This window comes from Arthrobacter sp. TWP1-1 (genome assembly GCF_049897845.1).
GTDB lineage: Bacteria > Actinomycetota > Actinomycetes > Actinomycetales > Micrococcaceae > Specibacter.
The window spans coordinates 73,487-95,443 of record NZ_JAFCXC010000001.1; the positions used below are offsets into that span (position 1 = coordinate 73,487).

Genomic DNA, 21,957 nt, shown 5'->3' on the forward strand with positions numbered 1-21,957 from the left:
TGTTTGTCATGCAGTGGCCGCAACCTACGCTCGTCATATGACACAGACAGCTCTAGCCGGAGCGACAGCCTCTGGCACTGAAACTGCCGCAGCGCCAGCTTCCGCAGATGCGCCGGCGAAGCGCCCAGTACGGGCACGCCCGGCAGCCAAGCCGCACGGCCAGTGGAAGGTTGACGGCACCACGCCGTTGAACGCCAATGAAACCTGGAAGCAGGCGGATGGCGGGCTGAGCGTCCGCGAGCGGATTGAAACCATCTACGCCGATGGTGGCTTCGAGAGCATCGAGAAGACCGATCTGCACGGCCGATTCCGCTGGTGGGGGCTGTACACCCAGCGCAAGCAGGGGATCGACGGCGGCAAGACCGCAACGCTTGAGCCGCACGAGCTCGAGGACAAATACTTCATGCTCCGCGTCCGCATTGACGGCGGCGCGCTGACCACCGAGCAACTGCGCGTCATTGGGCAGATTTCCACCGATTTTGGCCGCGACACAGCGGACCTCACAGATCGCCAGAATGTGCAGCTCCACTGGGTGCGTGTTGAGGACGTGCCGGAAATCTGGAACCGTCTGGAGGCCGTGGGACTGTCCACCACCGAGGCATGCGGCGACGTGCCCCGCGTTATTTTGGGCTCGCCCGTGGCCGGCATCGCCAAGGATGAGATCATCGATCCCACGCCCTTGATCAAGGAGGTCAGTGCCCGGTTCATTGGTGATCCCGAGCTGGCCAATCTGCCACGCAAATTTAAGACGGCCATCACCGGCCACCCGTCCCAGGACGTGGTGCATGAGATCAACGACTTCGCCCTGGTCGGCGTCGTCCACCCCGAACTCGGTGTTGGCTACGACCTGTGGGTGGGTGGCGGACTGTCCACCAATCCGCGACTGGCCGAGCGTCTTGGCGTGTTCGTTTCGCCCGAGGTTGCCGCCGAAGTTTGGCTGGGCGTCACGAGCATCTTCCGCGACTACGGTTACCGCCGCATGCGCACCAAGGCCCGCCTGAAGTTCCTGCTGGCCGACTGGGGAACGGCCAAGTTCCGCCAGATCCTTGAGGATGAGTACCTCGGTCATAAGCTGCCCGACGGCGATCCCGCACCCAAGCCAACGTCACCGGGTGATCACATTGGTGTCCACGAGCAAAAGGACGGCAACTTCTTCATCGGTGTGACGCCAACGGTTGGCCGTGTTTCGGGAAGCATCTTGACCTCACTGGCCGATGCCCTTGAGGCCCACGGTTCCTTCCGTCTGCGCACCACACCGCACCAGAAGCTCGTCATTCTTGACGTGCCCAAGGAACAGGTGGAGCCGCTCATTGCCGTGTTGGACGGGCTTGGCCTGTCCGCCCGCCCGTCACTGTTCCGCCGTTCCACGATCGCCTGCACCGGCATCGAGTACTGCAAGCTGGCACTCGTCAATACCAAGGACACCGCCGCAACGACCATCACCGAGCTGGAAACGCGTCTGGCCGATCTTGTGGACACGAAAGTTCTCACCGAGCCGATCGCGTTGAACATCAACGGCTGCCCCAACTCCTGCGCCCGCATCCAGACCGCGGACATTGGCCTCAAGGGCATGATGCTTCCCACGGACGACGGCGGCACCGCCCCCGGCTTCCAGGTTCACCTGGGCGGCGGGCTGGCGACAGACAACCGGGTTGAGGCTGGCCTTGGCCGCACCATCCGCGGCTTGAAGGTCACCGCATCCGAGCTGCCCGACTATGTGGAGCGCGTTGTTCGTCAGTACGTAGGCTTGCGTCTTCCAGACGAGACCTTTGCAGAATTTGCCCACCGCGCCGATGAGGAGTTGCTGAAATGACAACAACCACAACACTGCGCTCGCACGAGGAACTGAAGGTCATCGCCGAAGCTGGCGCCGCCGAGCTCGCCTGGGATGCGTCAGCGCAGGAGGTCATCGCCTGGGTAGCGCGAAACTTCGCAACCGGTGCGGCCGCCGTCGCCTGTTCCATGGCCGACGCCGTGCTGCCGGCGCTGGTTGCCGATCAACTGCCCGGCGTGGACGTGCTGTTCCTGGACACGGGCTACCACTTCCCGGAAACCTACACGACGCGTGACGCCGTAGCCGAGAACCTGCGCGTGAATATTGTTGACGTGCTGCCGCTGAAAACGGTGGCGGAACAAGATTCGTTGCTGGGCAAGAACCTTTTTGCGAGCGATCCAGCCCAGTGCTGTGCGCTGCGCAAGGTTGAACCGCTGAGCCGTTCACTCTCCGGGTACGAGCTCTGGTTCACCGGAGTTCGCCGCGACGAGGCGCCCACACGCACCGACACACCGCTGGTGGTGTGGGATGAAAAGAACGGCCTGGTCAAGGTCAACCCCGTGGCCACCTGGACGTACGAGGAGCTCATTAGCTACTCCGATGACAATCTCCTGCCCATCAACCCATTGTTGAGCCAGGGCTACCCGTCCATCGGCTGCGCACCCTGCACGAACAAAGTGGCCCCCGGCGCCGACCCCAGGTCCGGACGCTGGGCCGGAACCTCCAAGACAGAATGCGGACTACACGTATGAGCACCCAAATTACTGACACCCCGTTGGTCGAGCCTGTCGAGACCCCTGTTGAGAATGTCGAGACCGTCGAGACCCTGAACTCGCTGGACCTGCTCGAATCCGAAGCCATTCACATCATCCGTGAAGTGGTTGCCGAGTTTGAGCGCCCCGCGCTGCTGTTCTCCGGCGGCAAGGACTCCGTGGTTATGCTGCACCTCGCCACGAAGGCCTTCTGGCCCGGCAAGGTTCCCTTCCCCGTGCTGCACGTGGACACGGGCCACAACTTCCCCGAGGTCATCGAGTTCCGCGACCGTACGGTTGAGCGGTTGGGCCTGCGCCTCGAGGTTGGTTCCGTGCAGGAATTCATCGATTCCGGCGAGCTGGCCGAGCGTGCCGACGGCACCCGCAACCCGCTGCAGACGGTGCCGTTGCTGGATGCTATCGCCAAGAACAAGTTCGACGCCGTTTTCGGTGGCGGCCGTCGTGACGAGGATAAGGCCCGCGCTAAAGAGCGCATCCTGTCCCTGCGCGACGAGTTTGGCCAGTGGGATCCGCGCAATCAGCGCCCTGAGCTGTGGAATCTTTACAACGGCCGTTACACCGTGGGCCAGCATGTGCGGGCGTTCCCCATCAGCAACTGGACCGAGCTGGATATCTGGCGCTACATTGCCCGCGAAAACATCGAGCTCCCGGGCCTGTACTACGCCCACGACCGCGAGGTCTATGAGCGCGACGGCATGTGGCGTGCCGTGGGCCCTGTATCGGAGCCCCGCCCCGATGAGGAAGTCATTATCAAGCAGGTTCGCTACCGCACCGTGGGCGACATGTCCTGCACCGGCGCCGTAGCCTCCGACGCGATCACCGTCCATGACGTGGTCCGCGAAGTTGCCGCCTCCACCCTGACAGAACGTGGCGCCACCCGGGCCGATGATCGCATCTCCGAGGCAGCCATGGAAGACCGCAAGAAAGACGGCTACTTCTAATGAGCACTGTTACTTCCCTCGAGCCAGTCGAGACTCCGCTGGCGCAGTCAACCCTGTTCCGTTTCGCGACGGCTGGCTCCGTCGATGACGGCAAGTCCACTCTGGTGGGCCGCTTGCTCCACGATTCCAAGGCCATCCTGGCTGACACGCTCGACGCCGTCTCCCGCACCTCGGCCGATCGCGGCTTCGGTGGCGAGAACGGCAGCACGCAGAAGATCGACCTGGCGCTGCTGACCGATGGCCTGCGTGCCGAGCGCGAGCAGGGCATCACGATCGATGTGGCCTACCGATACTTCGCCACTGACCGCCGCAGCTTTATCCTGGCCGATTGCCCCGGGCACATTCAGTACACCAAGAACACGGTGACGGGCGCGTCCACAGCGGATGCCGTCGTCGTACTTATTGATGCTCGCAAGGGTGTTCTGGAGCAGACGCGCCGGCACCTGTCCGTGTTGCGCCTGCTGCGCGTTCCCAACGTCATCATTGCCGTCAATAAGATCGACCTGGTCGGTTTCAGTGAGGACATTTTCCGCACCATCGAGACGGATGTTCAGGCGGTTGCCGCGAGCATTGGCCTGAACGATGTTGTCGTGATTCCGGTGTCCGCGCTGGAGGGTGACAACGTGGTGGAGCGATCCGCGCACACCGACTGGTACACGGGTCCCAGCCTGCTGGATCTGCTGGAAACGCTGCCCACCACCGATGAGCTGGAGCGCGGGCTGGAACCCTTCCGCTTCCCGGTTCAGCTCGTGGTTCGGCCGCAGGGTGCGTTGGCTCCCGAGCTTTTCGCCGCGGACGACGCCGGAGCCTCCTTCCGCGATTACCGCGCCTATGCGGGGCAGGTAGCCTCGGGCTCCGTCTCCGTGGGCGACGCGATCACCGTTCTGCCGGCGGGTCGCACCGCCACCGTGGTGGGCATCGACTTTGCCGGACGCTCACTTGAGCGTGCCGTGGCGCCGCAATCGGTGTCGCTGCGCTTGAGCGATGAGATCGACATTGCCCGTGGGGATGTCATCGCGGCCACCGGTACCTTTGGCGAGGTCAGCCAGGACTTGTATGCCGAGCTGTGCTGGCTCTCCACGAAGCCGCTGCGCGAGGGCGCCAAGGTGCTGATCAAGCACGGCAGCAAGACTGTCCAGGGCCTGATCCGCGCCGTTTCTGGCAAGTTGGACCTGGAAACCTTTGAGCTGCAGCCGGCCTCAGGCCTGGACTTGAATGACATTGGCACCGCCCAGATCCGACTTGCTTCGGCGCTGCCCATCGAGACATATGCGCTGCACCGCCGCACGGGTGCCTTCCTGGTGATCGATCCTCAGGATGGAAACACCTTGGCTGCGGGCCTCGTCAAGGACCACCCCGGTGACCACGAGGACGAGCGCTACAGCATCTAGTTCTTCCGCTGGTCGAGCCTGTCGAGACCTGATCCCGATCCCGTTTTCTGACCCCGGTATCCCGGGGTTCGAAAGCGGGATCGGGATCATTCTTCGTAGGTGACCCCATTGACGCATCCCACGAGGTTCGCAACGATTGAATCATCCGACTTTCACGGTTCGGAAACATCCAATTCAGGAGCGAACATCATGGCGACTCAAGTTTTCATCAACCTGCCCACCAAGGATCTTGATCGCTCGAAGGCGTTCTTCGAGGGGCTCGGGTGGCGGATCGAACCGAATTTCAGCGACGAAAAAGCGGCGTGTGTTGTCATCGACGAGAGTATCTACCTCATGATGCTGACCTACGACTTCTTCGCCACCTTCACCGACAAGCCCATCGTGGATCCGGCCACCGCGTTGCAGGTACAGACGGCACTCAGCCGCGAAAGTCGCGAAGACGTGGACGGCCTCCTGGAAAAGGCGCTGGCCTCCGGCGGCAAGGAGCCCCGGCCTGCCCAGGACATGGGCTTCATGTACTCTCGCGACTTCGAGGATCCCGACGGCAACTGGTTCAGCATCCTATGGATGGATCCGAAAGCGGCGGAGCAGGGCCCGGAGGCGTTCATGGCGGAGCAGCGGGGGGAGTGATCCGCTAGTCAGGTCTGTCGCCGCTGGTCGAGCTTGGCGAGACCCCTGTGTTATGGTTATTATCAAGTTGATAATAACTTCTCACGAGGGGGCGCCATGAACATCACGGACTGGCTTAGTGCCACGGCTTTCACACTCATCAACAACCCGGTCAGCTGGGTTGAGGTCATTGGATTTGTGACCGGAGCTGCATGCGTGTGGGGTGTGGCCCGGCAGAAGATCTGGAACTGGCCTGTCGGCATCCTGAACAACATTGCTTTCGTCACCTTGTTCCTCGGTGCCGGTCTCTATGGCGAAACCCTCCTGCAGATCATCTTCGCCGTGCTCGCTGTCTATGGCTGGATCAAGTGGTCGCGCGGTGCCAGCGGAAGCGCCGGCAGCAACGATCTTCCAATCCGCAGCGCAAGCCGCACGGAAGCTGGGGTGGGAGTCGCCGCCGTCGTACTGGCCACGGCGGCCATCGCGTACTTGCTGCACGCAGGCACGGACTCGCAGGTGCCCATCCCTGATGCGTTCGTGCTGGCGGCATCGCTCGTGGCTACGTACGCACAGGCCAAGAAGATCTTCGAGCACTGGTACGTGTGGATTGTGATCGATATTGTCTCGATCCCCTTGTACTTCAGCCGCGGCCTGGCGCTGACGGCCATTCTGTACATCGGTTTCTTGGCCCTGTGCGTCTACGGGCTGGTTGGGTGGAACCGCCTCCGGGCCACCAAAAACACCGAGCTCGCAACGGCAGGAGTCTGAGTATGTTCACGAATGCCTTGGTCATCGGAAAGTTCTACCCGCCGCACGCTGGCCACAAGCACCTGATCGAGGCGGCCGCCGCCGGAGCCGAGAATGCTTATGTCTTGGTGCAGGGGAGCCGCTTTGAATCACTCACTGCACAGCAGCGAGCCGACTGGCTGGCGGAAGAATTCGCCGAGCGGAATGTCACCGTCATCCCTGTTCGCAATGACTGCCCCGTGGACTATTCAAGTGACGAGATCTGGACGGCACAGCAGGAAAATATGCGGCTGGCCCTGAAGGTTCACGGGGTGAAGAGCATCGACGCGGTCTACAGCTCGGAACCCTACGGCGACCGCCTGGCGGCCGGGTTCGGAGCCGTCCATGTTGCCGTGGACCCGCAGCGGCTGACGCACAACGTCAGCGGAACCCTGTGCCGCGAGGATCTCGCGGCTGCATGGCAGCAGGTGCTGCCGGCGGCACGTCGCGGACTGGCCGTGCGGGTAATCGTTGTAGGTGCCGAATCAACCGGCACCACCACACTGAGCGAGGAACTGACTCAGCACTACCGCCAGCAGTTCCCGGCGCTGGCGGATGTTCCCGAACATGGCCGGTACTACACCTACGAAAAGCTCGAGGCACTCCAGGTCAGCAACCCGGCCGCCACTGTCGATGACCTGGTCTGGACAGATACTGACTTCGGCGTCATTGCGGCGCGGCAAACCGCCTTGGAGGAGGCAGCTGCGGAGGCTGCCCCGCTGGTGATCGCGGATACCGATGCCTTGGCCACAACACTTTGGGAGCGCTACTACTTGGGGGACGGCAGCTATGGATCGTTTGCCGCTCTTGCCCAACTGCCGCGCCGGGATGTGTATCTGCTGACCGACCACAACGGCGTTGATTTCGAGGACGACGGCTGGCGCGAAGGTGAACACCGCCGTCCCGAGATGACCGAATGGTTCAAGGAGACGCTTACCGAGGAGGGGCATTCGTGGATCCTTGTCACCGGCAGTCGGGAACGCCGCCTCGCCACGGCCACCGCCGTCATCGATGCCATCCTCACCCAGCAGGCAACGTTCGCCTCGCCTGAATGGGCTGGCCGCACCATCTTGAAAGAAGTGGCATGATCCCCGGCGGCTCCCACTACTCGCAGAGTGATGAAGCGAAGTTCCTTGCCGACTACGACCCGGCGGCGTTTCCTCCGGTTGCCCTGACAGTTGACCTCGTGGTGTTTGCGGTGATCAACAAGGTGCTCAATGTGGCCCTGATTGAACGTGGCGCCCAGCCGTTCCTTGGCCGTTGGGCGCTGCCCGGCGGATTTGTGGGACCCGGCGAAAATGCATTGCAGGCCGCTCATCGTGAACTGGAAGAAGAGACGGGACTTGCCCTGGCGGACCACCGCGTTCTCGTGGAACAGCTGGCCACGTACAGCGAACCGGACAGGGACCCGCGCATGCGGGTTGTCTCCGTGGCGCACCTAGTCCTCTGGGGCGGCGACGTGTTGGCGAGCGACGGCGGACAACTGCCGGTGTTGGCCGCCGGCACCGACGCCGCCGCGGCCACGTGGCAGCCGGTTCACGAATTGGATCTGGCCACGCTGGCCTTTGATCATGCCGATATTCTCAAGGCAGGGTTGGAGCGGCTGGCTGGACGCATGGAATATACAACGATTGCCACCCGTCTGGTCCCGGAGGAGTTTACGCTGGCTGCTTTGCGCGATGTGTACGGGGCCGTGTGGCAGGTGGAGCTTCCAGCAGGCAATTTCACCCGGAAGATGCGTCCTGCCTTGGCCCCGACGGGCGGTAAGGTGCAGGCAGTGGGGGCTCCGGCGTCGCTCTTCACCGTGGCCAGCGAGTGGATCTCGCCGCCGTGGATCCGGCCGCAGCGGTAAGTCTGCCACCCCCTGCGGGACCCCTGTGGAAACCCCCGATGGGAACGGAACAGTACGCGTGCTCGTTGGGCTGGACAAGGCCTGCGAAGGTGGGAGAATTTGAACAAGGGACGGGTGTGCCACCCGGCCTGACAATGTCAAGGGGGACACCATCATGAGCTTGGCCGTGGAGGACGCGGGATTTGTAGTGGACACAGGTCAATTCCAGGAACAGGCCTTGCAACACGCGGCCCAAGCCATTCGCAACACCATTCTTGGCCGCCTTCATGATGACGGACTCAACCACCATGACGTGCAGTTCCGAGTTAAAACGCCCGAATCTGCAGCTGAGAAAATGACTCGCCTGGATGACAATGGCGAGCTCAAGTACCCGGGTGGTCTGGAACGGCTCGATGACCTGATCGGAATGCGCGTCATCCTGTTTGTCGAGAGCGACATCGAGGCGGTTGCCATCGCCCTCAGTAGCCAATTCACCTGCCTTGACGATGAAGACAAAACGGCCATGATCCGCAAGAACGGCGGCATCGGCTACGCCGGTCGGCACCTGACACTTCAGGTCCCCGCCGAGAATACGCCCAGCGGCTGCAGCCAGCACGTTGGCCGTCGCTTCGAGGTGCAGATCCGCACGGTCCTCCAGCACGCCTGGGCCGAGTTTGAACACGACATCCGCTTCAAGGGATCAAGCGGGGACAACGCGGAAATCAGCCGCGCCTTCACCATGGCCTCCACCCTGATTGAGCTGGCCGACCAGCAGTTCGTCAACATCAGCGACATACTTAAGCGCATCCAATCCGAGGCTTCCACCGAGGTGGCTCCGGAGCCTAGAATGCTCGACGCCGGGGCCCTCCAAGGCGTGCTGACCCGCGCCTTCCCCGACTCCCGTAGCAGCAAGGTCAACCAGTATGACTGGATGGTCAATGTCCTGGCGGCGAATGGCATCGAAACGGTCAGCGCCGCGGAGGACTGGTTCAATGCCATCGATCCGCGCGAGGTCGCTAAGGTCATGGGCTACAGGTTCTCCCCGGGGCAGGTCCGCATCGCCGACGACCTCCTGCTGAAGTTCTTTGGCGAGTCCTATGTGGATGCCACCAAGGAAGTTGGCAGCGACACCAACCGGGAAACGAAACTGCGCTCGCGGTTGCGCCGGCTCCGCCCCGAACGCGACCAAGCCTAGAACCTCCGCGCTTACCCCTGTGTGGCGGCCCATTCGGCAACGCGCGCGGTACTTGCCTCCTCCGAGAGGTCCTCAACGCGGGTCATCACGGACCACCGGACACCAAAAGGATCCCGGATGCTGGCAAAACGGTCACCCGAGACAAAGTTTGTGGCGGGTTCCCGAATCGTGGCACCTGCCGTGACCGCCCGGGCAAGTACGGCATCGACGTCGGGGCAGTACAGGCCCAGCGAATAACAATCGTCATCGCCTTCCGGGGACGGAACCAAATGGTAGGCAGGACTTGGCTCGCCGAGTTGCATGCGGCCGTTGGCGAACTCGATCTCGGCATGGACCACCACGCCGTCGAACTCGGTGACCGAAACGGTCTGGGCCCCAAACACTTCCTGATAAAACGCAATGGCTTCGGCAGCCCGCGGGATGGTCAAGAACGGGGTAAGGCTCGTGAAGCCATTGGGCACCCCGTGGGTTGTGAACTTTCCGTGGGCGGCGGTCGCTGATTCTTGTGAGGTAGTCATGCAATAGAGGCTACGCAGCCGCTGCGGAAGTTGATTGTAGATTCACGACTTCATGATCCATAGACTGGCGAGGTGCCCAGCTCATTCAAGGGAATCCTGTATCCCGCTAGCCTTCCTACGTTTCACCGTCTGCCCGCGCCCCCATACCTTGACCACCTGGTTCAATGGTTTTGGATTCCGGAATGGGACATTGAGCCGGGCCGAACATCGCGCCAGGAGTTGATCGCTTTCGCTGCCTGCAATCTGGTGATCCAACGGGACCGGGTTGAACTCTCAGGTCCCACCACCCGACTCTCACACCAGGACCTGACGGGCCGGGGTTGGGCCGTGGGTGCACTCCTTAGACCGGCAGCCGTGCCGTTCTTCGCCGGGACTCCTGCCGAGCTGCGTGACGCCAAACGTGAGCTTGAGTTGCCGGCGCTCCGGGACGCCGTCGTTCAGGCCATGGAAGGACCGGGGACTCCTCCGGAAGCGCGACGAGAAAACGCCGTTGCTGCGTTTGCTGCTTGGCTAGCCGAACAGATCCCGGAAGTCCCACCGGAAGCCCTGCTTGCGAACGCCATGGCCGAACTCATCGCGGCAAACGCCAGCGTGGTGCGCATTGAGGACGCCGCAGATCAGCTGGCAATTTCAACGAGAACCCTGCAACGCCTGGCGCAAAAGTATGTGGGGCTAAGCCCATCTGTGTTGATTAGACGGCGGCGCTTACAGGAAGCGGCCGAACACACCCGGCTGAACCCAGACGTCGACTTGGCAAGCATTGCTGTTGAATTCGGCTACGTGGATCAGGCACATTTGGCCAACGATTTTCAGAAGGTTCTGGGCATAACGCCCGGCAGTTACCGGCGTTCGGTGAGTGGCGGTGGCCACTGACGGATCCGTTTATGACGCAGCGTGAATTCCCGTGACCCTTCGAGTCAGCTTCGTTGAGTGCCGCCGTCGTTTTCCCTACGGTTGAGCCATGTCTGAAAACTCGCCCGAGACGAATGAAGTCAAGACCACCCGCATCGTGGCCGGCCAAAAGCCCCGCCGCAAGATCCGCGGCATCGAGATCGCCGCGATCGTGGCCATCATCGCGCTGATCGGCTCCGGTGCTGCCGTAGCCTCCGTGGTGTCCCGCAACGACAATTCGGCCGTGGCTGCGCCCACCGAAGCCGGGACCTTGAAATTGGGCTACTTCGCCAATGTCACGCATTCCCCGGCTCTGATTGGCGTCAACAACGGCATCATTGCCAAGAGTCTTGGCGACACGAAGCTGGAAACGCAGGTGTTCAACGCGGGTCCCTCGGCCATCGAGGCGCTCAATGCCGGAGCCATCGACGCCGCCTACCTTGGGCCGAATCCCGCCATCAACTCCTTCGTGAAGAGCGGTGGGGAGTCCATCCGCATCATCGCCGGTGCAACAAGTGGCGGTGCGCAATTGGTGGTCAGACCAGAAATCACCACGGCCGCTGCGCTCAAGGGCAAGGTCCTGGCCACCCCGCAGCTGGGCGGCACCCAGGACGTGGCCCTGCGATCGTGGCTTGCCGGAGAAGGTTTCGCCACCACCCCTAGCGGCGGTGGCGATGTCACCATCAATCCCACGGACAACGCCAGCACCTTGAAGCTTTTCCAAGAAGGAAAGATCGACGGCGCCTGGTTGCCCGAGCCCTGGGCCTCACGACTCGTGATTGAGGCCGGCGCAAAGGTCCTAGTCAACGAGGCCGATTTGTGGGACAAGGGCGAGTTCGCCACCACCATTTTGATTGTCAGCAAGAGCTACCTTGAGAAACACCCCGACACCGTCGAGGCGCTGCTGGCGGGCAACGCCGAGTCCATTGACTGGCTCAATGCGCACCCCAAAGATGCCCCAACGGCCATCAATGCCGCCCTCAAAGCGCAGGCAGGCAAGGCCCTAGCTCCGGAGGTGATCGAGAGGTCCCTGACCGAGCTGAAATTCTCGACCGATCCGCTGGCCGCCACCTTCCCCAAGCTGCTTCAAGATGGCGTCACTGCCGGCGTTGGTACAGAGGCCAATCTGTCCGGAATCTTTGAGCTCGACCCGCTCAACAAGGTCTTGGCAAAGAACGGTCAGGCCGAGGTTTCCGCGGGCGGGCTGGACTGAACCGCAATTGTGACGCTACGTGAACTTGCGTGACCTCGAGCGTCGGCTTCATTGATTGGGCCCAACCGGATTCCTTACCGTTTAGATATGGAAAAAAGTGGAGGCTGGCGGCGCTGGCGTGGTCTGGAAATTCTGGTCCTTGCGGTCCTCCTCGCCTTGATCGGGGTGGGGGCTGTCGTGGCCGGCTCGGATAACACTGCCGAACAACCCACTACGGCAACAGGATTGAGAACACCATGACGCAGCTGCTGACCGCAGACGCGGCGACCGCAACGGCTCAAGGAGCCGAGAGCGCCAGCCGGGCACCCGTCGTCGTCCTTGAAAACTTGGGCAAGAGCTTTGGCTCCGGCGCCCCGGTGCTTGACGATGTGAACGCAACCGTCCATCAGGGCGAATTCGTGGCCCTGCTGGGGGCCTCAGGCTGTGGGAAGTCCACGTTGCTGAACATCATCTCCGGGCTGGATGTCCCCTCCGTTGGCGCCCTCGAGGTTCCTGTGGATGGTGCAGCGTTCATGTTTCAGGATTCATCGCTCTTTCCGTGGCTCACGGCGCGAGGGAATGTTGAGCTGGCGCTCAAGCTGCGAGGTGTGGGCAAAGCCGAGCGCAGAGTCCGGGCCACCGAACTGTTGGACTTGGTGAACCTTGGGCATTCGGTGGACAAGCGTCCACACGAGCTGTCCGGCGGCATGCGTCAGCGCGTTGCCCTGGCCAGGGCACTGGCGCAGGACCGGCCGTTGTTGCTCATGGACGAGCCGTTCGCCGCGCTCGATGCCATTACCCGCGACCTTTTGCACAACGAGCTGGAACGAGTTTGGAAAGAGACCGGCCGGACCATTATTTTTGTAACCCACAATGTGCGCGAAGCCGTGCGTTTGGGCCAACGGGTGCTGCTGCTTTCGTCCAAGCCGGGACGTGTTGTGGCCGAGTGGAACGTTTCCGAGGAGCACCGCACTAATGCTGCCGCGGCCGGGGAACTCACCTCCGACATCACCAGCCGATTGCGCCAGGAGATCCGCCGACATGCCTGAGACAGTAACCTCACCCATGATCAAGAGTGGAACCGACGAGGAGATGCGCTCCCTCGAGGCAGGACTGGATTCGCTCCAGTCCGACGCCGTGGAGCGCCGCCGGATCGACTTCTCACGCGTGCTGCTGCCGCTGGCAGCATTCATCGTCCTGCTGCTCGCGTGGCAGTTCTATGTTTCGCTCGGCCTGCGCCGCCGCGACCTAGTACCCGGCCCGCTAGATGTACTGGGATCGCTGGGGGCGCTATGGCAGGCAGGTTCGGCGCAGGAAGCCGTCTTGACGTCGCTGCAGCGTGGCCTCATCGGCTTCGCCGTCAGCATTGTGGTCGGTACACCGATCGGCCTGTTGCTTTCCCAGGTCCGGATCTTGCGCCGCGCCTTCGGCCCGCTGATTTCGGGACTGCAGGTACTGCCTTCCGTGGCCTGGGTGCCGGCGGCCATCATCTGGTTCGGCCTCACCGACGCCACGGTGTACTTCGTGATGTTCATGGGCGCCATCCCGTCCATCATCAACGGCCTCATCGCCGGGGTGGACCAGATCCCGCCGCAGTACCGCCGCGTTGGCCAGATCCTGGGCGCATCGCGCTGGGAAATGGCCATCAACGTGGTGCTTCCCGCCGCGCTCCCCGGTTATGTTGGCGGGCTCAAGCAGGGCTGGGCGTTCTCGTGGCGTTCCCTCATGGCCGCGGAGATCATCGCCATGGGCGGCTCTCTTGGCTTCGGTTTGGGTTCGCTGCTGGAACAGGGGCGTCAACTCTCGGACATGGGGATCGTCATGTCGGCCATCCTTGTCATCTTGTTCGTTGGCATCGCCGTGGAACTGCTGGTGTTTGCACCCGTGGAAAAGCGCCTGCTGCGCCGACGCGGATTGCTGGTTGGCAGCACCCGCTAGCCCGCCTCCAATATTTCGCCCCGTGACGCCACGTGAAGTGGTGTAACGCGTCTCTTGTTTCCTTATATTGCGCTTCTCTAAGGTTTTATTTCATGGCAATTGTGGATCTTTACCCAACCTCCCTGCGGCTCCTTGGCCGCCCCGTCCTTGTTGTGGGCGGTGGCACGGTTGCGGCCCGTCGGGCTAAGGCATTGCTCGACGCCGGAGCTCAGGTCACGCTCGTGGCCCCGGTTCTCTGCGCCCCGGCCAGGGAGCTCGCCGACGCCGGTCTGCTCACTTGGCATGCCCGTGGTTACGAAAGCGCCGACATGGTTGGTGCCTGGTACGCCGTTGCGGCCAGCAAGAATTCTGCGGTGGACGCCCTGGTGGCCGCCGATGCCGAATCTCACCGAACCTGGTGCGTGAACCATTCGGATGCCGAGGAATCGGCCGCGTGGACGCCGGCCGTGGCAACTGTTGAGGACATCAAGGTTGCCGTCAATGCCGGGGGAGACCCGCTGCGCGCAGTGGCCATCCGCAACGCCATCGCCGCTGCGCTGGAAAGCGGTGACCTGCCGTTGGCCCGTTACCGAACCGCCTCAGGCGGCCGGGTTGCCCTGGTCGGTGGTGGTCCTGGTGCCGAAGACCTCATCACCGTCCGCGGCCGCAGGCTCCTGGCCGAGGCCGATGTGGTTGTGGCCGACAGGCTTGGCCCCCGAGGCCTCCTGGAAACGTTGGGCAAGCACGTAGAGATCATCGAAGTTGGCAAGACTCCGGGACACCACCCGGTTCCCCAAGTTGAAATCAACGCCATCCTGGTCCGGGAGGCCCTGGCCGGAAAACGGGTGGTGCGCCTCAAAGGTGGCGACCCGTACGTGTTGGGTCGCGGCGGCGAGGAAGCCATTGCCTGCCGCGAAAACGGTGTGGACGTGGAAGTTGTCCCGGGTGTCACCAGCGCCGTCAGTGTTCCGGCGGCCGCTGGCATCCCTGTCACGCACCGCGGACTGGCCAAGGCTTTCACCATGATCAGCGGCCACGAGGAACTTGAAAACGTCCCGTCCGGCAGCGATCACACAGTGATTCTGCTCATGGGGGTGGGAACGCTGAACCGTTCCATGCCGATCCTTGAGGCGGCCGGCCGTGGAAAAGATTGCCCCGTGGCCATCATCGAAAACGGCTACTCGAAGGACCAACGCGTCACCATTGGAACGCTTGGCACCATCGTGGCCCTCGCCCAGGCCGGTCAGGTACGCAACCCGGCAGTCGTCGTCGTCGGTGATGTGGTGCGCGTCAGCCCGCTGGCACCGCCGGAATTGGCCACCGCCAATTACGGCACGCGGGAAACTTTCAGTTCTCTCTCTTAGACTTATGCATAAGCCCTTTGAACATACAGAAATGAGCACAGCCGTGTCATCAAGCACTTCAGTAGCGCCCGGAACGCAGGAGCGTCCGCTGCGCATCGCCGTCATTGGTTCCGGCCCGGCCGGCGTCTACGCGGCGGACATGATTACCAAGAGCGCCGAAGTGCGTGATGGTTTGGTCGTCAGCATTGACCTTTTTGACCGCTACCCGGCACCCTACGGCCTGATCCGCTACGGAGTTGCCCCCGATCACCCGCGCATCAAGGGCATCGTCAACGCCCTGTACAAGGTGCTGGACCGTGGCGACATCCGCTTCTTCGGCAACGTCGAATACGGCACGGATCTCTCCATTGAGGACCTGCAGAAGCACTACGATGCCGTTATTTTTGCTACCGGAGCCATCAAGGACGCGGACCTGAACATCCCGGGTATCGAGTTGGACGGATCCTACGGCGGTGCTGACTTTGTGTCCTGGTACGACGGTCACCCCGATGTTTCCCGCGAATGGCCGCTGAACGCGAAGGAAATCGCCGTGATCGGTAACGGCAACGTTGCCCTGGATGTTGCCCGCGTGCTGTCCAAGCATGCCGATGACCTGCTCATCACCGAGATCCCGGAGAACGTCTACGCCGGGCTGAAGGAATCGCCCGTCACGGACGTGCACATCTTCGGCCGTCGCGGCCCCGCCCAGGTGAAGTTCACGCCCATGGAGCTGCGCGAGCTGAGCCACTCCAAGGATGTCGACATCGTGCTTTACGAGGAGGACTTCGACTTTGACGAGGCCTCTGATGTTGCCGTGAAGACCAACAACCAGGTCAAGACCATGGTCAACACGCTCACCAACTGGCTCGTTGAGCAGGATGACGACGCCGCGGACCCCACCACGGGTGCCTCACGCCGCCTGCACCTGCACTTCCTCCACAACCCCGTTGAGATCACGGGCGAGGACGGCAAGGTCACGGGCATCAAGTTTGAGCGCACCGAACTCGACGGCACGGGCAATGCGCGTGGCACCGGCGAGTTCATCGACTATCCGGTCCAGGCCGTGTACCGCTCCGTTGGCTACTTCGGTTCGGCCCTGCCGGACGTTGAGTTTGATCACAAGCGCGGTGTTGTTACCAACGACGCCGGACGTGTGTTGGGTGCCGACGGCACCCACGTGCCGGGCATCTATGCAACGGGTTGGATCAAGCGTGGGCCTGTTGGCCTCATTGGCCACACCAAGGGCGACGCCCTGGAGACCATCACGCATCTCCTTGCCGACCGCGATCAGTTGCCCTTGGCTGCCGAAGCTTCCCCTGCGGCAGTGATTGAGCTGCTCGATTCCCGCGGCGTGGAATTCACCTCGTGGGAAGGCTGGCTTGAACTTGACGCCCACGAGAAGGCCTTGGGTGCAGCAGCGTCCGAGACCGGCCCGGTCCAGCGCGAACGCATCAAGGTCGTGCCCCGCGAAGACATGGTCAACGTTTCCCGCGGTGCCTCAGTAGCCAGCTAGTGCTCGCTGGTCGAGCTTGTCGAGACCAAGAATGCTTCAAAACGTCAGGTTCGTTCTGACCGTTTCCATCGCGGCGTCCGGGTCGTGGGCCTCAATGCCTGCAAGAAGGTCTTCATGACCTTCTTGTAGGCAGCCCACGCCCTGGTCGCCGCTTTGTTCGCTGAGGCAGTTGTTCGGTTTGAGGGACGGGTGTGACTTGCGGTGTCCGGGCGTCTACTTAATAGCTAGATGTTTGATGTCTAAGTTGAAGGGCGGCAAGGTAACGTAGGCGGATTTGATTCCCGCCTATGGATGTTCGCCGTTGGCGGTCGTAAGGTTGGAACAGATACTTGTGCTGGTCTCAAACAAAAGGTCTGGGGTGTTGGGGTGCGTGGTGACACAAAGTCATTGCTCCTGAACAGTTCCTTGATGCTTGCTGTGCGGATCGCGCTCGGAGTTGCGTTTGTCGTTGCCGCCCTGATGATCGTGGACTCCGCACGGGCGTCGGCCGCAACGGAACCGACCCCTGCAACGGGATCCGGCCTGCTTTCAGGCATTCTGAGCCCTGTCGAAAATGTCGTGGACAAGACCGTGAGTCAGGTGCCAGTCGTCGAGGCCGTGCCGATTGTCGGTCCCGTGATTGCTCCGGTTGGTACAGCCGCCGTCCCGATAGTGACGGCAGTGATTGCTCCGCCGGTGATCGTGCTGACGGTGGTAGAGGCCGTTGATGCAGTGACTGCACCGGTGCTTGAAACCGTGGGACAGGTGGTGGCCCCAGTGGTGCAGCTTGTGACCCCCGCTATTGATCCGGTGCCTGCAGTCGTAAATCCCGTTGTGGACAGTGTTGTTGGGGGAGTCGCTGGCGGAGTTGGTGGCTTGGTCGAACCCGTTGTACCGGCGCTGCCTGAGCTCCCCCGTGCTGTTCCCGTAATTCCCGTAGTTCCTGAAGTGCCCGGCGTGGTCCCGCCCGACATTCCTAGTGTCACCGGGGAAGTGCCATGCACTCCCAGCCTCCCGGCAATGCCAGCGTCCCTCGCATCAGCCACAAGCGCCACACAGTCCGGGCCAGAAACAGCAACCCGGACGCCGGTGGCTGTGGCCCACAGAATCCCTGCTAACGGGTTGGACGCTGCTGAACGGATCCCCGTGGGCTTCTGGGCAGTAGATGTACCAGCACTGTCCGGAGCCGGTTCACCTGGCAGCAGTACACATGACGCAGCGTGCAGTTCAAAGGCGGGACAAACGGTGGGGCCGTGCGCCCCTGCGGTGGTTTCCAATGTGGGTTCAGCGCCCTCCTGTACTGGTTCAGGCGGATCCTCGGGAACTGCTGCCAACGAAAACTTCTCAACATCGTTGAATTTTGCGGCTGAGCGCACGGCGATATCCAGCGCCGGTTGGCCTCTGCCTGCTTCCATGCCCTCCGACCCCGGATCATCACCTGACTAGATGACCGTCCGCCTTCCCAATATCCGGGCGGGCCACGCGGTATTTCCTTGTGATGCATTCGCAACCAAGGCCAAAAAATATTTGTCAGGAGTTGGACATCATGCATGTTGTTATTCGGCGATCGCTCTGTGCAGCGGTCTTTGCCAGCGGGCTTCTCGCCCTCGGCGCAGGTGCGGCCAATGCCGCAGATCAGTCCAGCGCAGGCGCCAGCTATTCTCTCGCTGTTGTGCAAAGCGCTTCCACTCACTCGGTTGTTCCCGCCGCCAGCGTGCCGACACTGAGTTCGGGAAATCAGGCTTTGGGTGCCGCAGAGTCGGCCCAACTGGCACTTGTCGGAAGTGGCTGGTGGCCAACTTACTCGGCCGAGCCGACACTGAGTTCGGGAAATCAGGCTTTGGGTGCCGCAGTGCCGGCCAACTTGGTACTTGCCGGAAGCGGCTGGTGGCCAACCTACTCGGCCGTTCCGGCTTCGGGTGCCGCAGCTCCGGCCCAACTGGTACCTACCGGAAGTGGCTGGTGGCCGACCTACTCGGTCGCGCAGACACTGGGTTCGGGGATTCAGTCCGTGGGTGCCGCAGCGCCGACCCAACTGGTACCTACCGGAAGTGGCTGGTGGCCAACCTACTCGGCCATGCGGGCCATTGTCGCAGGAATCGCAATGACCTTGATCTTGCGCAGGTTCCGCGGCGGGTCATAGGTACGTAGGGGTTGGCGCCGTCGTCCTGAACCAGCGATTCGGAATCCATGGGAACACGGGGACGGAATGCTGGTCAGGACTGCGGCGACAACCGCCGGACGGCAAGGGCCAGCCACAATTGAACGCGGTCGGGCGTCAACGCGGGGTCATATCCCGTGAGCTCGGCAATCTGGGTGAGCCTGTAACGGACGGTATTCCGGTGCAGGGCCAAGGCCTCCGCCACGGCTGCCACGGAACCATTGAGTCGGAGATATGTCTCCAAGGTGTCGACGAGTTCGGCGCCGTGAGCGTCATCGAAGGCAGTAAGCGGGCCCAATGCTTCAGCTGCCATATCGGCCATCGGAACATCGCCGCTGGCTAAGAGAAGGGAAGTAAGGCTCAATCGCTCCGGGACATTGACTTCCAGGCCGCGGGTGATGGCCTCCCGAGCCTCAAAATAACTCCATCGCAAACCGTTCGCCTGGGTATAGGCGCCGCCAATGCCTACGGGAGCGGTGATGCCAACATTATGCATCTGGTGGCTCAAGTCCCTGCCGAGAACGGCGGGGTCACCTGCCTGGGTGGGAACAACCAGCAGTAGTTCCTGCCTGCCCTCGGAACTAATCGTGGCAGCAACCGCACTCTCAAGTCCGGTGGGCAGCGTAATGGTTGAAAGAGTCGCAAACTTGCCTTCTTCCACGCTGACTAGAAGGACAAAGTTTTTCGCAGCCGGTGAGATGCCCAAGTTTTCGAGGCGTGCCGCTGAATCTGCGGCATTGAGTGTTCCCCGAACAATGTCGGCAATGGCCTGGCCGGCAATCTGACGGGCGCTTTGACGCCGCTGCACCAAGTTGTTCAACTCAATGCTGATGAGTCCGCGGGCGTAATCGACAATCCCGTCATCGTGGAATGGTTTGCACAGCCACAAGGTGCTTGCATCGCGCTTACCGGTGGACAGCGCAACTGCATGCCACGCGCCGTCGTCCGGGGTTGTACCTGTGGCGGTGGCGGCAACCTCACCGCCGTACTGGGTGATGACCAAATTGGCGGCCACCATGGCGGAGAGCTTCTGAAGCAACGCAGGCAATCCGCCGCCGGTCAACAGCGTCCTGGCCAGCACCTGGTGCTCCCGCAGAAGACGCTCAAGCTTGGTGTAATGGTCCGATGAACGGGCATCGGCAACGAGTTTTCCGATAGCAATGAAAGGGGTGCTGTAGGGGACCTCCACCACGGGAACGGACCAGCGGTTGGCCTCGGCGAGGAGTGCCGATGGGACAGAGTCGTGCTCAAAGCCAATGCCAAAACCAATTCCGACGGCGCCCGCCCGCTTGATCTGGCGCACAAAGGACCGCTGCGCGTCGGCGGTGCCTTGGCGTGCTCCCGTAGTGAGGACCAGCTCGCCGCCACTGAGGAACGACTGCGGATTTTCCAATTCGGTCACGGCCACCCAATCAATGGCCGCCGACAGGGGCGAGCGGGTCGATCCCATGTTCTTAAGTCGCAAGGTGGGAACGGCCAAAAGGTCTGCCAAGGAAAGTGCCATGTATCAACTATACAAACGCACTACGCAGAGGAGCGCCCGTGGTGCACTTGGCTATTCATGGTTGTGTTGTTGCTGGCCTAGGCTTTCGCATAAGCGGTACGTAATCCGCATCACTCACTTCAAACTTAAGAGGTTGAACACCGTGGTCCTGACCTTGCAGAACTTCATCAACGGAGAATTCGTCGCCGTCACCGGAACCGAATCCTTGGATATCGTCAATCCGAGCACGGGCGAGATCGTGGCCAAGGCGCCTATCTCCAGTCAAGCCGATGTTGACGCTGCAATGACAGCGGCGGCAACGGCGTTCAAGTCCTGGAAGCATGCAACGCCGGGGAAGCGCCAAAGTGTTTTGCTTCAACTTGCCGATGCCATCGAGGCCCGCAGCAGCGAGTTGGTTGAGGCTCAGCACCGCAATACCGGACAGGTCAAGGCCATGATCGCCGCTGAGGAGGTGGCCGCCGGTGCCGATCAACTCCGCTTCTTCGCTGGTGCCGCCCGCTTGTTGGAGGGTCGCTCCGCTGGGGAGTACATGGAGAACTTCACCTCTTATGTGCGCCGCGAACCCGTGGGCGTCATCGCCCAGGTAACCCCGTGGAACTACCCCTTCCTCATGCTGATCTGGAAGATTGGCCCGGCCCTTGCCGCTGGCAACACCGTGGTACTCAAGCCGAGCGACACCACACCCGAGAGCACGCTTGTCTTTGCCGACATCGCCAAGGACATCGTGCCTGCCGGTGTGCTGAACTTTGTTTTGGGCAATGGCGGCACCGGTGCCGCCATGGTCGATCACAAAACGCCCGCCATGGTGTCCATTACGGGATCGGTACGGGCCGGAATTGCCGTGGCCACGGGTGCCGCCAAGGGCCTCAAGCGCGCACACCTTGAATTGGGTGGTAAGGCTCCTGCCCTTGTCTTTGCTGATGCGAATATTGGAAAGACGGCCCAGGAAATTGCCGAGTACTCCTTCTTCAATGCCGGCCAGGACTGCACGGCCATCACCCGGGTGCTGGTTGAGGAATCCGCTCACGACGAGTTCGTCAGCGCTCTGGCCGCAGCTGCCACGGGCCTGGAGACGGGTAACCCGGATGAATCCAAGAACTACTTTGGACCGCTGAACAACGTGAACCATTTCAATGACGTGGTCAAGGTGGTGGAGAACATCCCCGATTACGCAACCATTGTCACCGGAGGCAAGCGTGTGGGTGAGAAGGGCTTCTTCTTCGAGCCGACAGTGGTTGACGGCGTCAAGCAAAGCGATGACATCGTCCAGCAGGAAACGTTCGGCCCGGTGATCACGGTGCAGACCTTCAAGACTGAAGAAGAAGCTGTCGAGCTGGCCAACGACGTTGACTATGCACTGGCCTCCAGTGTCTGGACGTCCAATCACGGCGTAGCAATGCGCGTCTCCCGAGACCTGGACTTTGGGGCCGTGTGGATCAATACCCACATCATGCTCACGGCCGAAATGCCTCACGGTGGCTTCAAACAGTCGGGCTACGGCAAGGACCTGTCCATGTACGGCGTCGAGGACTACACGCGGATCAAGCACGTCATGAGCAACCTGGACGCGTAGCTCCACCACGGCTGTACGGCGGTGCAATAACCGCCGAGAATTACCCCATTTTCGCCATTTTGAAAG

The 21,957-nt window shown here is 61.9% G+C and carries 21 protein-coding genes; 19 read left to right on the forward strand and 2 right to left on the reverse strand.

Annotated elements, in window-relative coordinates; genetic code table 11:
* Positions 1-37: 37 nt before the first annotated feature.
* The 9 genes from ACP7B9_RS00395 to ACP7B9_RS00435 all read left to right on the forward strand — a co-directional run bounded on the left by ACP7B9_RS00395 (position 38) and on the right by ACP7B9_RS00435 (position 9,300).
* Positions 38-1,813, forward strand: coding sequence for a nitrite/sulfite reductase (locus tag ACP7B9_RS00395; protein WP_425859752.1), 1,776 nt, complete (start codon positions 38-40; stop codon positions 1,811-1,813).
* Complete coding sequence (locus tag ACP7B9_RS00400) at positions 1,810-2,526, forward strand: phosphoadenylyl-sulfate reductase (RefSeq protein ID WP_425859754.1); 717 nt, start codon at positions 1,810-1,812, stop codon at positions 2,524-2,526. The genes ACP7B9_RS00395 and ACP7B9_RS00400 overlap by 4 nt, the downstream gene beginning before the upstream one ends.
* Positions 2,523-3,488 carry a sulfate adenylyltransferase subunit CysD gene (gene cysD, locus ACP7B9_RS00405; RefSeq protein ID WP_425859755.1) on the forward strand — a complete coding sequence of 322 codons (966 nt, stop codon included), beginning with the start codon at positions 2,523-2,525 and terminating at the stop codon, positions 3,486-3,488. The genes ACP7B9_RS00400 and cysD overlap by 4 nt, the downstream gene beginning before the upstream one ends.
* Complete coding sequence (locus tag ACP7B9_RS00410; protein ID WP_425859757.1) at positions 3,488-4,879, forward strand: sulfate adenylyltransferase subunit 1; 1,392 nt, start codon at positions 3,488-3,490, stop codon at positions 4,877-4,879. The genes cysD and ACP7B9_RS00410 overlap by 1 nt, the downstream gene beginning before the upstream one ends.
* A 189-nt stretch (positions 4,880-5,068) precedes the next feature.
* Positions 5,069-5,509: a VOC family protein gene (locus tag ACP7B9_RS00415; RefSeq protein WP_425859758.1), complete on the forward strand. Its 441-nt coding sequence runs from the start codon at positions 5,069-5,071 to the stop codon at positions 5,507-5,509.
* Between the two features lie 96 nt (positions 5,510-5,605).
* The gene (gene pnuC, locus ACP7B9_RS00420; RefSeq protein WP_425859759.1) at positions 5,606-6,256 is read left to right on the forward strand and encodes a nicotinamide riboside transporter PnuC; all 651 of its coding nucleotides are present in this window, start codon (positions 5,606-5,608) and stop codon (positions 6,254-6,256) included.
* A 2-nt stretch (positions 6,257-6,258) separates the two neighbouring features.
* Positions 6,259-7,362, forward strand: a complete 1,104-nt coding sequence (locus tag ACP7B9_RS00425) for an AAA family ATPase (RefSeq protein ID WP_425859761.1) — start codon at positions 6,259-6,261, stop codon at positions 7,360-7,362.
* Positions 7,359-8,126, forward strand: a complete 768-nt coding sequence (locus ACP7B9_RS00430; protein WP_425859763.1) for an NUDIX hydrolase — start codon at positions 7,359-7,361, stop codon at positions 8,124-8,126. The genes ACP7B9_RS00425 and ACP7B9_RS00430 overlap by 4 nt, the downstream gene beginning before the upstream one ends.
* 154 nt (positions 8,127-8,280) lie before the next feature.
* On the forward strand, positions 8,281-9,300 hold the full coding sequence (locus tag ACP7B9_RS00435; protein ID WP_425859765.1) for a GTP pyrophosphokinase: 1,020 nt from the start codon (positions 8,281-8,283) through the stop codon (positions 9,298-9,300).
* 11 nt (positions 9,301-9,311) lie between these two features.
* Here the strand turns inward: ACP7B9_RS00435 and ACP7B9_RS00440 are convergent, their stop codons facing one another.
* Positions 9,312-9,818, reverse strand: coding sequence for a VOC family protein (locus ACP7B9_RS00440; protein WP_425859767.1), 507 nt, complete (start codon positions 9,816-9,818; stop codon positions 9,312-9,314).
* A gap of 72 nt (positions 9,819-9,890) precedes the next feature.
* Here ACP7B9_RS00440 and ACP7B9_RS00445 point away from each other — a divergent pair, with 72 nt between their 5' ends.
* The 9 genes from ACP7B9_RS00445 (at position 9,891) to ACP7B9_RS00485 (ending at position 18,796) form a co-directional block, all read left to right on the forward strand.
* A complete protein-coding gene (locus ACP7B9_RS00445; protein WP_425859769.1) occupies positions 9,891-10,691 on the forward strand; it encodes a helix-turn-helix domain-containing protein in 801 nt (266 codons plus the stop codon).
* A gap of 88 nt (positions 10,692-10,779) precedes the next feature.
* A complete protein-coding gene (locus ACP7B9_RS00450) occupies positions 10,780-11,922 on the forward strand; it encodes an ABC transporter substrate-binding protein (protein ID WP_425859771.1) in 1,143 nt (380 codons plus the stop codon).
* An 87-nt stretch (positions 11,923-12,009) separates the two neighbouring features.
* On the forward strand, positions 12,010-12,162 hold the full coding sequence (locus ACP7B9_RS00455; RefSeq protein WP_425859772.1) for a hypothetical protein: 153 nt from the start codon (positions 12,010-12,012) through the stop codon (positions 12,160-12,162).
* Entirely contained in the window at positions 12,159-12,950 is a 792-nt protein-coding gene (locus ACP7B9_RS00460; protein WP_425859774.1) for an ABC transporter ATP-binding protein, read from the forward strand. Before ACP7B9_RS00455 ends, ACP7B9_RS00460 begins: the two co-directional genes overlap by 4 nt.
* Positions 12,943-13,839, forward strand: coding sequence for an ABC transporter permease (locus tag ACP7B9_RS00465; protein WP_425859775.1), 897 nt, complete (start codon positions 12,943-12,945; stop codon positions 13,837-13,839). The genes ACP7B9_RS00460 and ACP7B9_RS00465 overlap by 8 nt, the downstream gene beginning before the upstream one ends.
* A gap of 92 nt (positions 13,840-13,931) precedes the next feature.
* Complete coding sequence (cobA, locus tag ACP7B9_RS00470) at positions 13,932-15,182, forward strand: uroporphyrinogen-III C-methyltransferase (protein ID WP_425859777.1); 1,251 nt, start codon at positions 13,932-13,934, stop codon at positions 15,180-15,182.
* Positions 15,183-15,213: 31 nt separating this feature from the next.
* Positions 15,214-16,674: an FAD-dependent oxidoreductase gene (locus tag ACP7B9_RS00475; protein WP_425859779.1), complete on the forward strand. Its 1,461-nt coding sequence runs from the start codon at positions 15,214-15,216 to the stop codon at positions 16,672-16,674.
* Between the two features lie 366 nt (positions 16,675-17,040).
* On the forward strand, positions 17,041-18,099 hold the full coding sequence (locus ACP7B9_RS00480) for a hypothetical protein (RefSeq protein WP_425859781.1): 1,059 nt from the start codon (positions 17,041-17,043) through the stop codon (positions 18,097-18,099).
* 100 nt (positions 18,100-18,199) lie between these two features.
* Complete coding sequence (locus ACP7B9_RS00485; RefSeq protein ID WP_425859783.1) at positions 18,200-18,796, forward strand: hypothetical protein; 597 nt, start codon at positions 18,200-18,202, stop codon at positions 18,794-18,796.
* A 73-nt stretch (positions 18,797-18,869) separates the two neighbouring features.
* Here ACP7B9_RS00485 and ACP7B9_RS00490 read toward each other — a convergent pair whose 3' ends face one another.
* Positions 18,870-20,318 carry a PucR family transcriptional regulator gene (locus tag ACP7B9_RS00490; RefSeq protein WP_425859785.1) on the reverse strand — a complete coding sequence of 483 codons (1,449 nt, stop codon included), beginning with the start codon at positions 20,316-20,318 and terminating at the stop codon, positions 18,870-18,872.
* Positions 20,319-20,460: 142 nt separating this feature from the next.
* Here ACP7B9_RS00490 and ACP7B9_RS00495 point away from each other — a divergent pair, with 142 nt between their 5' ends.
* Complete coding sequence (locus tag ACP7B9_RS00495) at positions 20,461-21,891, forward strand: gamma-aminobutyraldehyde dehydrogenase (protein ID WP_425860710.1); 1,431 nt, start codon at positions 20,461-20,463, stop codon at positions 21,889-21,891.
* Positions 21,892-21,957 lie beyond the last annotated feature (66 nt).

What these genes read in the sequence shown, in the direction of transcription:
- ACP7B9_RS00435 (WP_425859765.1), top strand. Translation starts at nt 8,281, where the DNA reads ATGAGCTTGGCCGTGGAGGACGCGGGATTTGTAGTGGACACAGGTCAA.
- ACP7B9_RS00475 (WP_425859779.1), top strand. Translation starts at nt 15,214, where the DNA reads ATGAGCACAGCCGTGTCATCAAGCACTTCAGTAGCGCCCGGAACGCAG.
- ACP7B9_RS00415 (WP_425859758.1), top strand. Translation starts at nt 5,069, where the DNA reads ATGGCGACTCAAGTTTTCATCAACCTGCCCACCAAGGATCTTGATCGC.
- ACP7B9_RS00440 (WP_425859767.1), bottom strand. Translation starts at nt 9,818, where the DNA reads ATGACTACCTCACAAGAATCAGCGACCGCCGCCCACGGAAAGTTCACA.
- cobA (WP_425859777.1), top strand. Translation starts at nt 13,932, where the DNA reads ATGGCAATTGTGGATCTTTACCCAACCTCCCTGCGGCTCCTTGGCCGC.
- pnuC (WP_425859759.1), top strand. Translation starts at nt 5,606, where the DNA reads ATGAACATCACGGACTGGCTTAGTGCCACGGCTTTCACACTCATCAAC.
- ACP7B9_RS00400 (WP_425859754.1), top strand. Translation starts at nt 1,810, where the DNA reads ATGACAACAACCACAACACTGCGCTCGCACGAGGAACTGAAGGTCATC.
- ACP7B9_RS00490 (WP_425859785.1), bottom strand. Translation starts at nt 20,318, where the DNA reads ATGGCACTTTCCTTGGCAGACCTTTTGGCCGTTCCCACCTTGCGACTT.
- ACP7B9_RS00410 (WP_425859757.1), top strand. Translation starts at nt 3,488, where the DNA reads ATGAGCACTGTTACTTCCCTCGAGCCAGTCGAGACTCCGCTGGCGCAG.
- ACP7B9_RS00450 (WP_425859771.1), top strand. Translation starts at nt 10,780, where the DNA reads ATGTCTGAAAACTCGCCCGAGACGAATGAAGTCAAGACCACCCGCATC.
- ACP7B9_RS00430 (WP_425859763.1), top strand. Translation starts at nt 7,359, where the DNA reads ATGATCCCCGGCGGCTCCCACTACTCGCAGAGTGATGAAGCGAAGTTC.
- ACP7B9_RS00460 (WP_425859774.1), top strand. Translation starts at nt 12,159, where the DNA reads ATGACGCAGCTGCTGACCGCAGACGCGGCGACCGCAACGGCTCAAGGA.
- ACP7B9_RS00455 (WP_425859772.1), top strand. Translation starts at nt 12,010, where the DNA reads ATGGAAAAAAGTGGAGGCTGGCGGCGCTGGCGTGGTCTGGAAATTCTG.
- ACP7B9_RS00485 (WP_425859783.1), top strand. Translation starts at nt 18,200, where the DNA reads ATGCATGTTGTTATTCGGCGATCGCTCTGTGCAGCGGTCTTTGCCAGC.
- ACP7B9_RS00465 (WP_425859775.1), top strand. Translation starts at nt 12,943, where the DNA reads ATGCCTGAGACAGTAACCTCACCCATGATCAAGAGTGGAACCGACGAG.
- ACP7B9_RS00395 (WP_425859752.1), top strand. Translation starts at nt 38, where the DNA reads ATGACACAGACAGCTCTAGCCGGAGCGACAGCCTCTGGCACTGAAACT.
- cysD (WP_425859755.1), top strand. Translation starts at nt 2,523, where the DNA reads ATGAGCACCCAAATTACTGACACCCCGTTGGTCGAGCCTGTCGAGACC.
- ACP7B9_RS00425 (WP_425859761.1), top strand. Translation starts at nt 6,259, where the DNA reads ATGTTCACGAATGCCTTGGTCATCGGAAAGTTCTACCCGCCGCACGCT.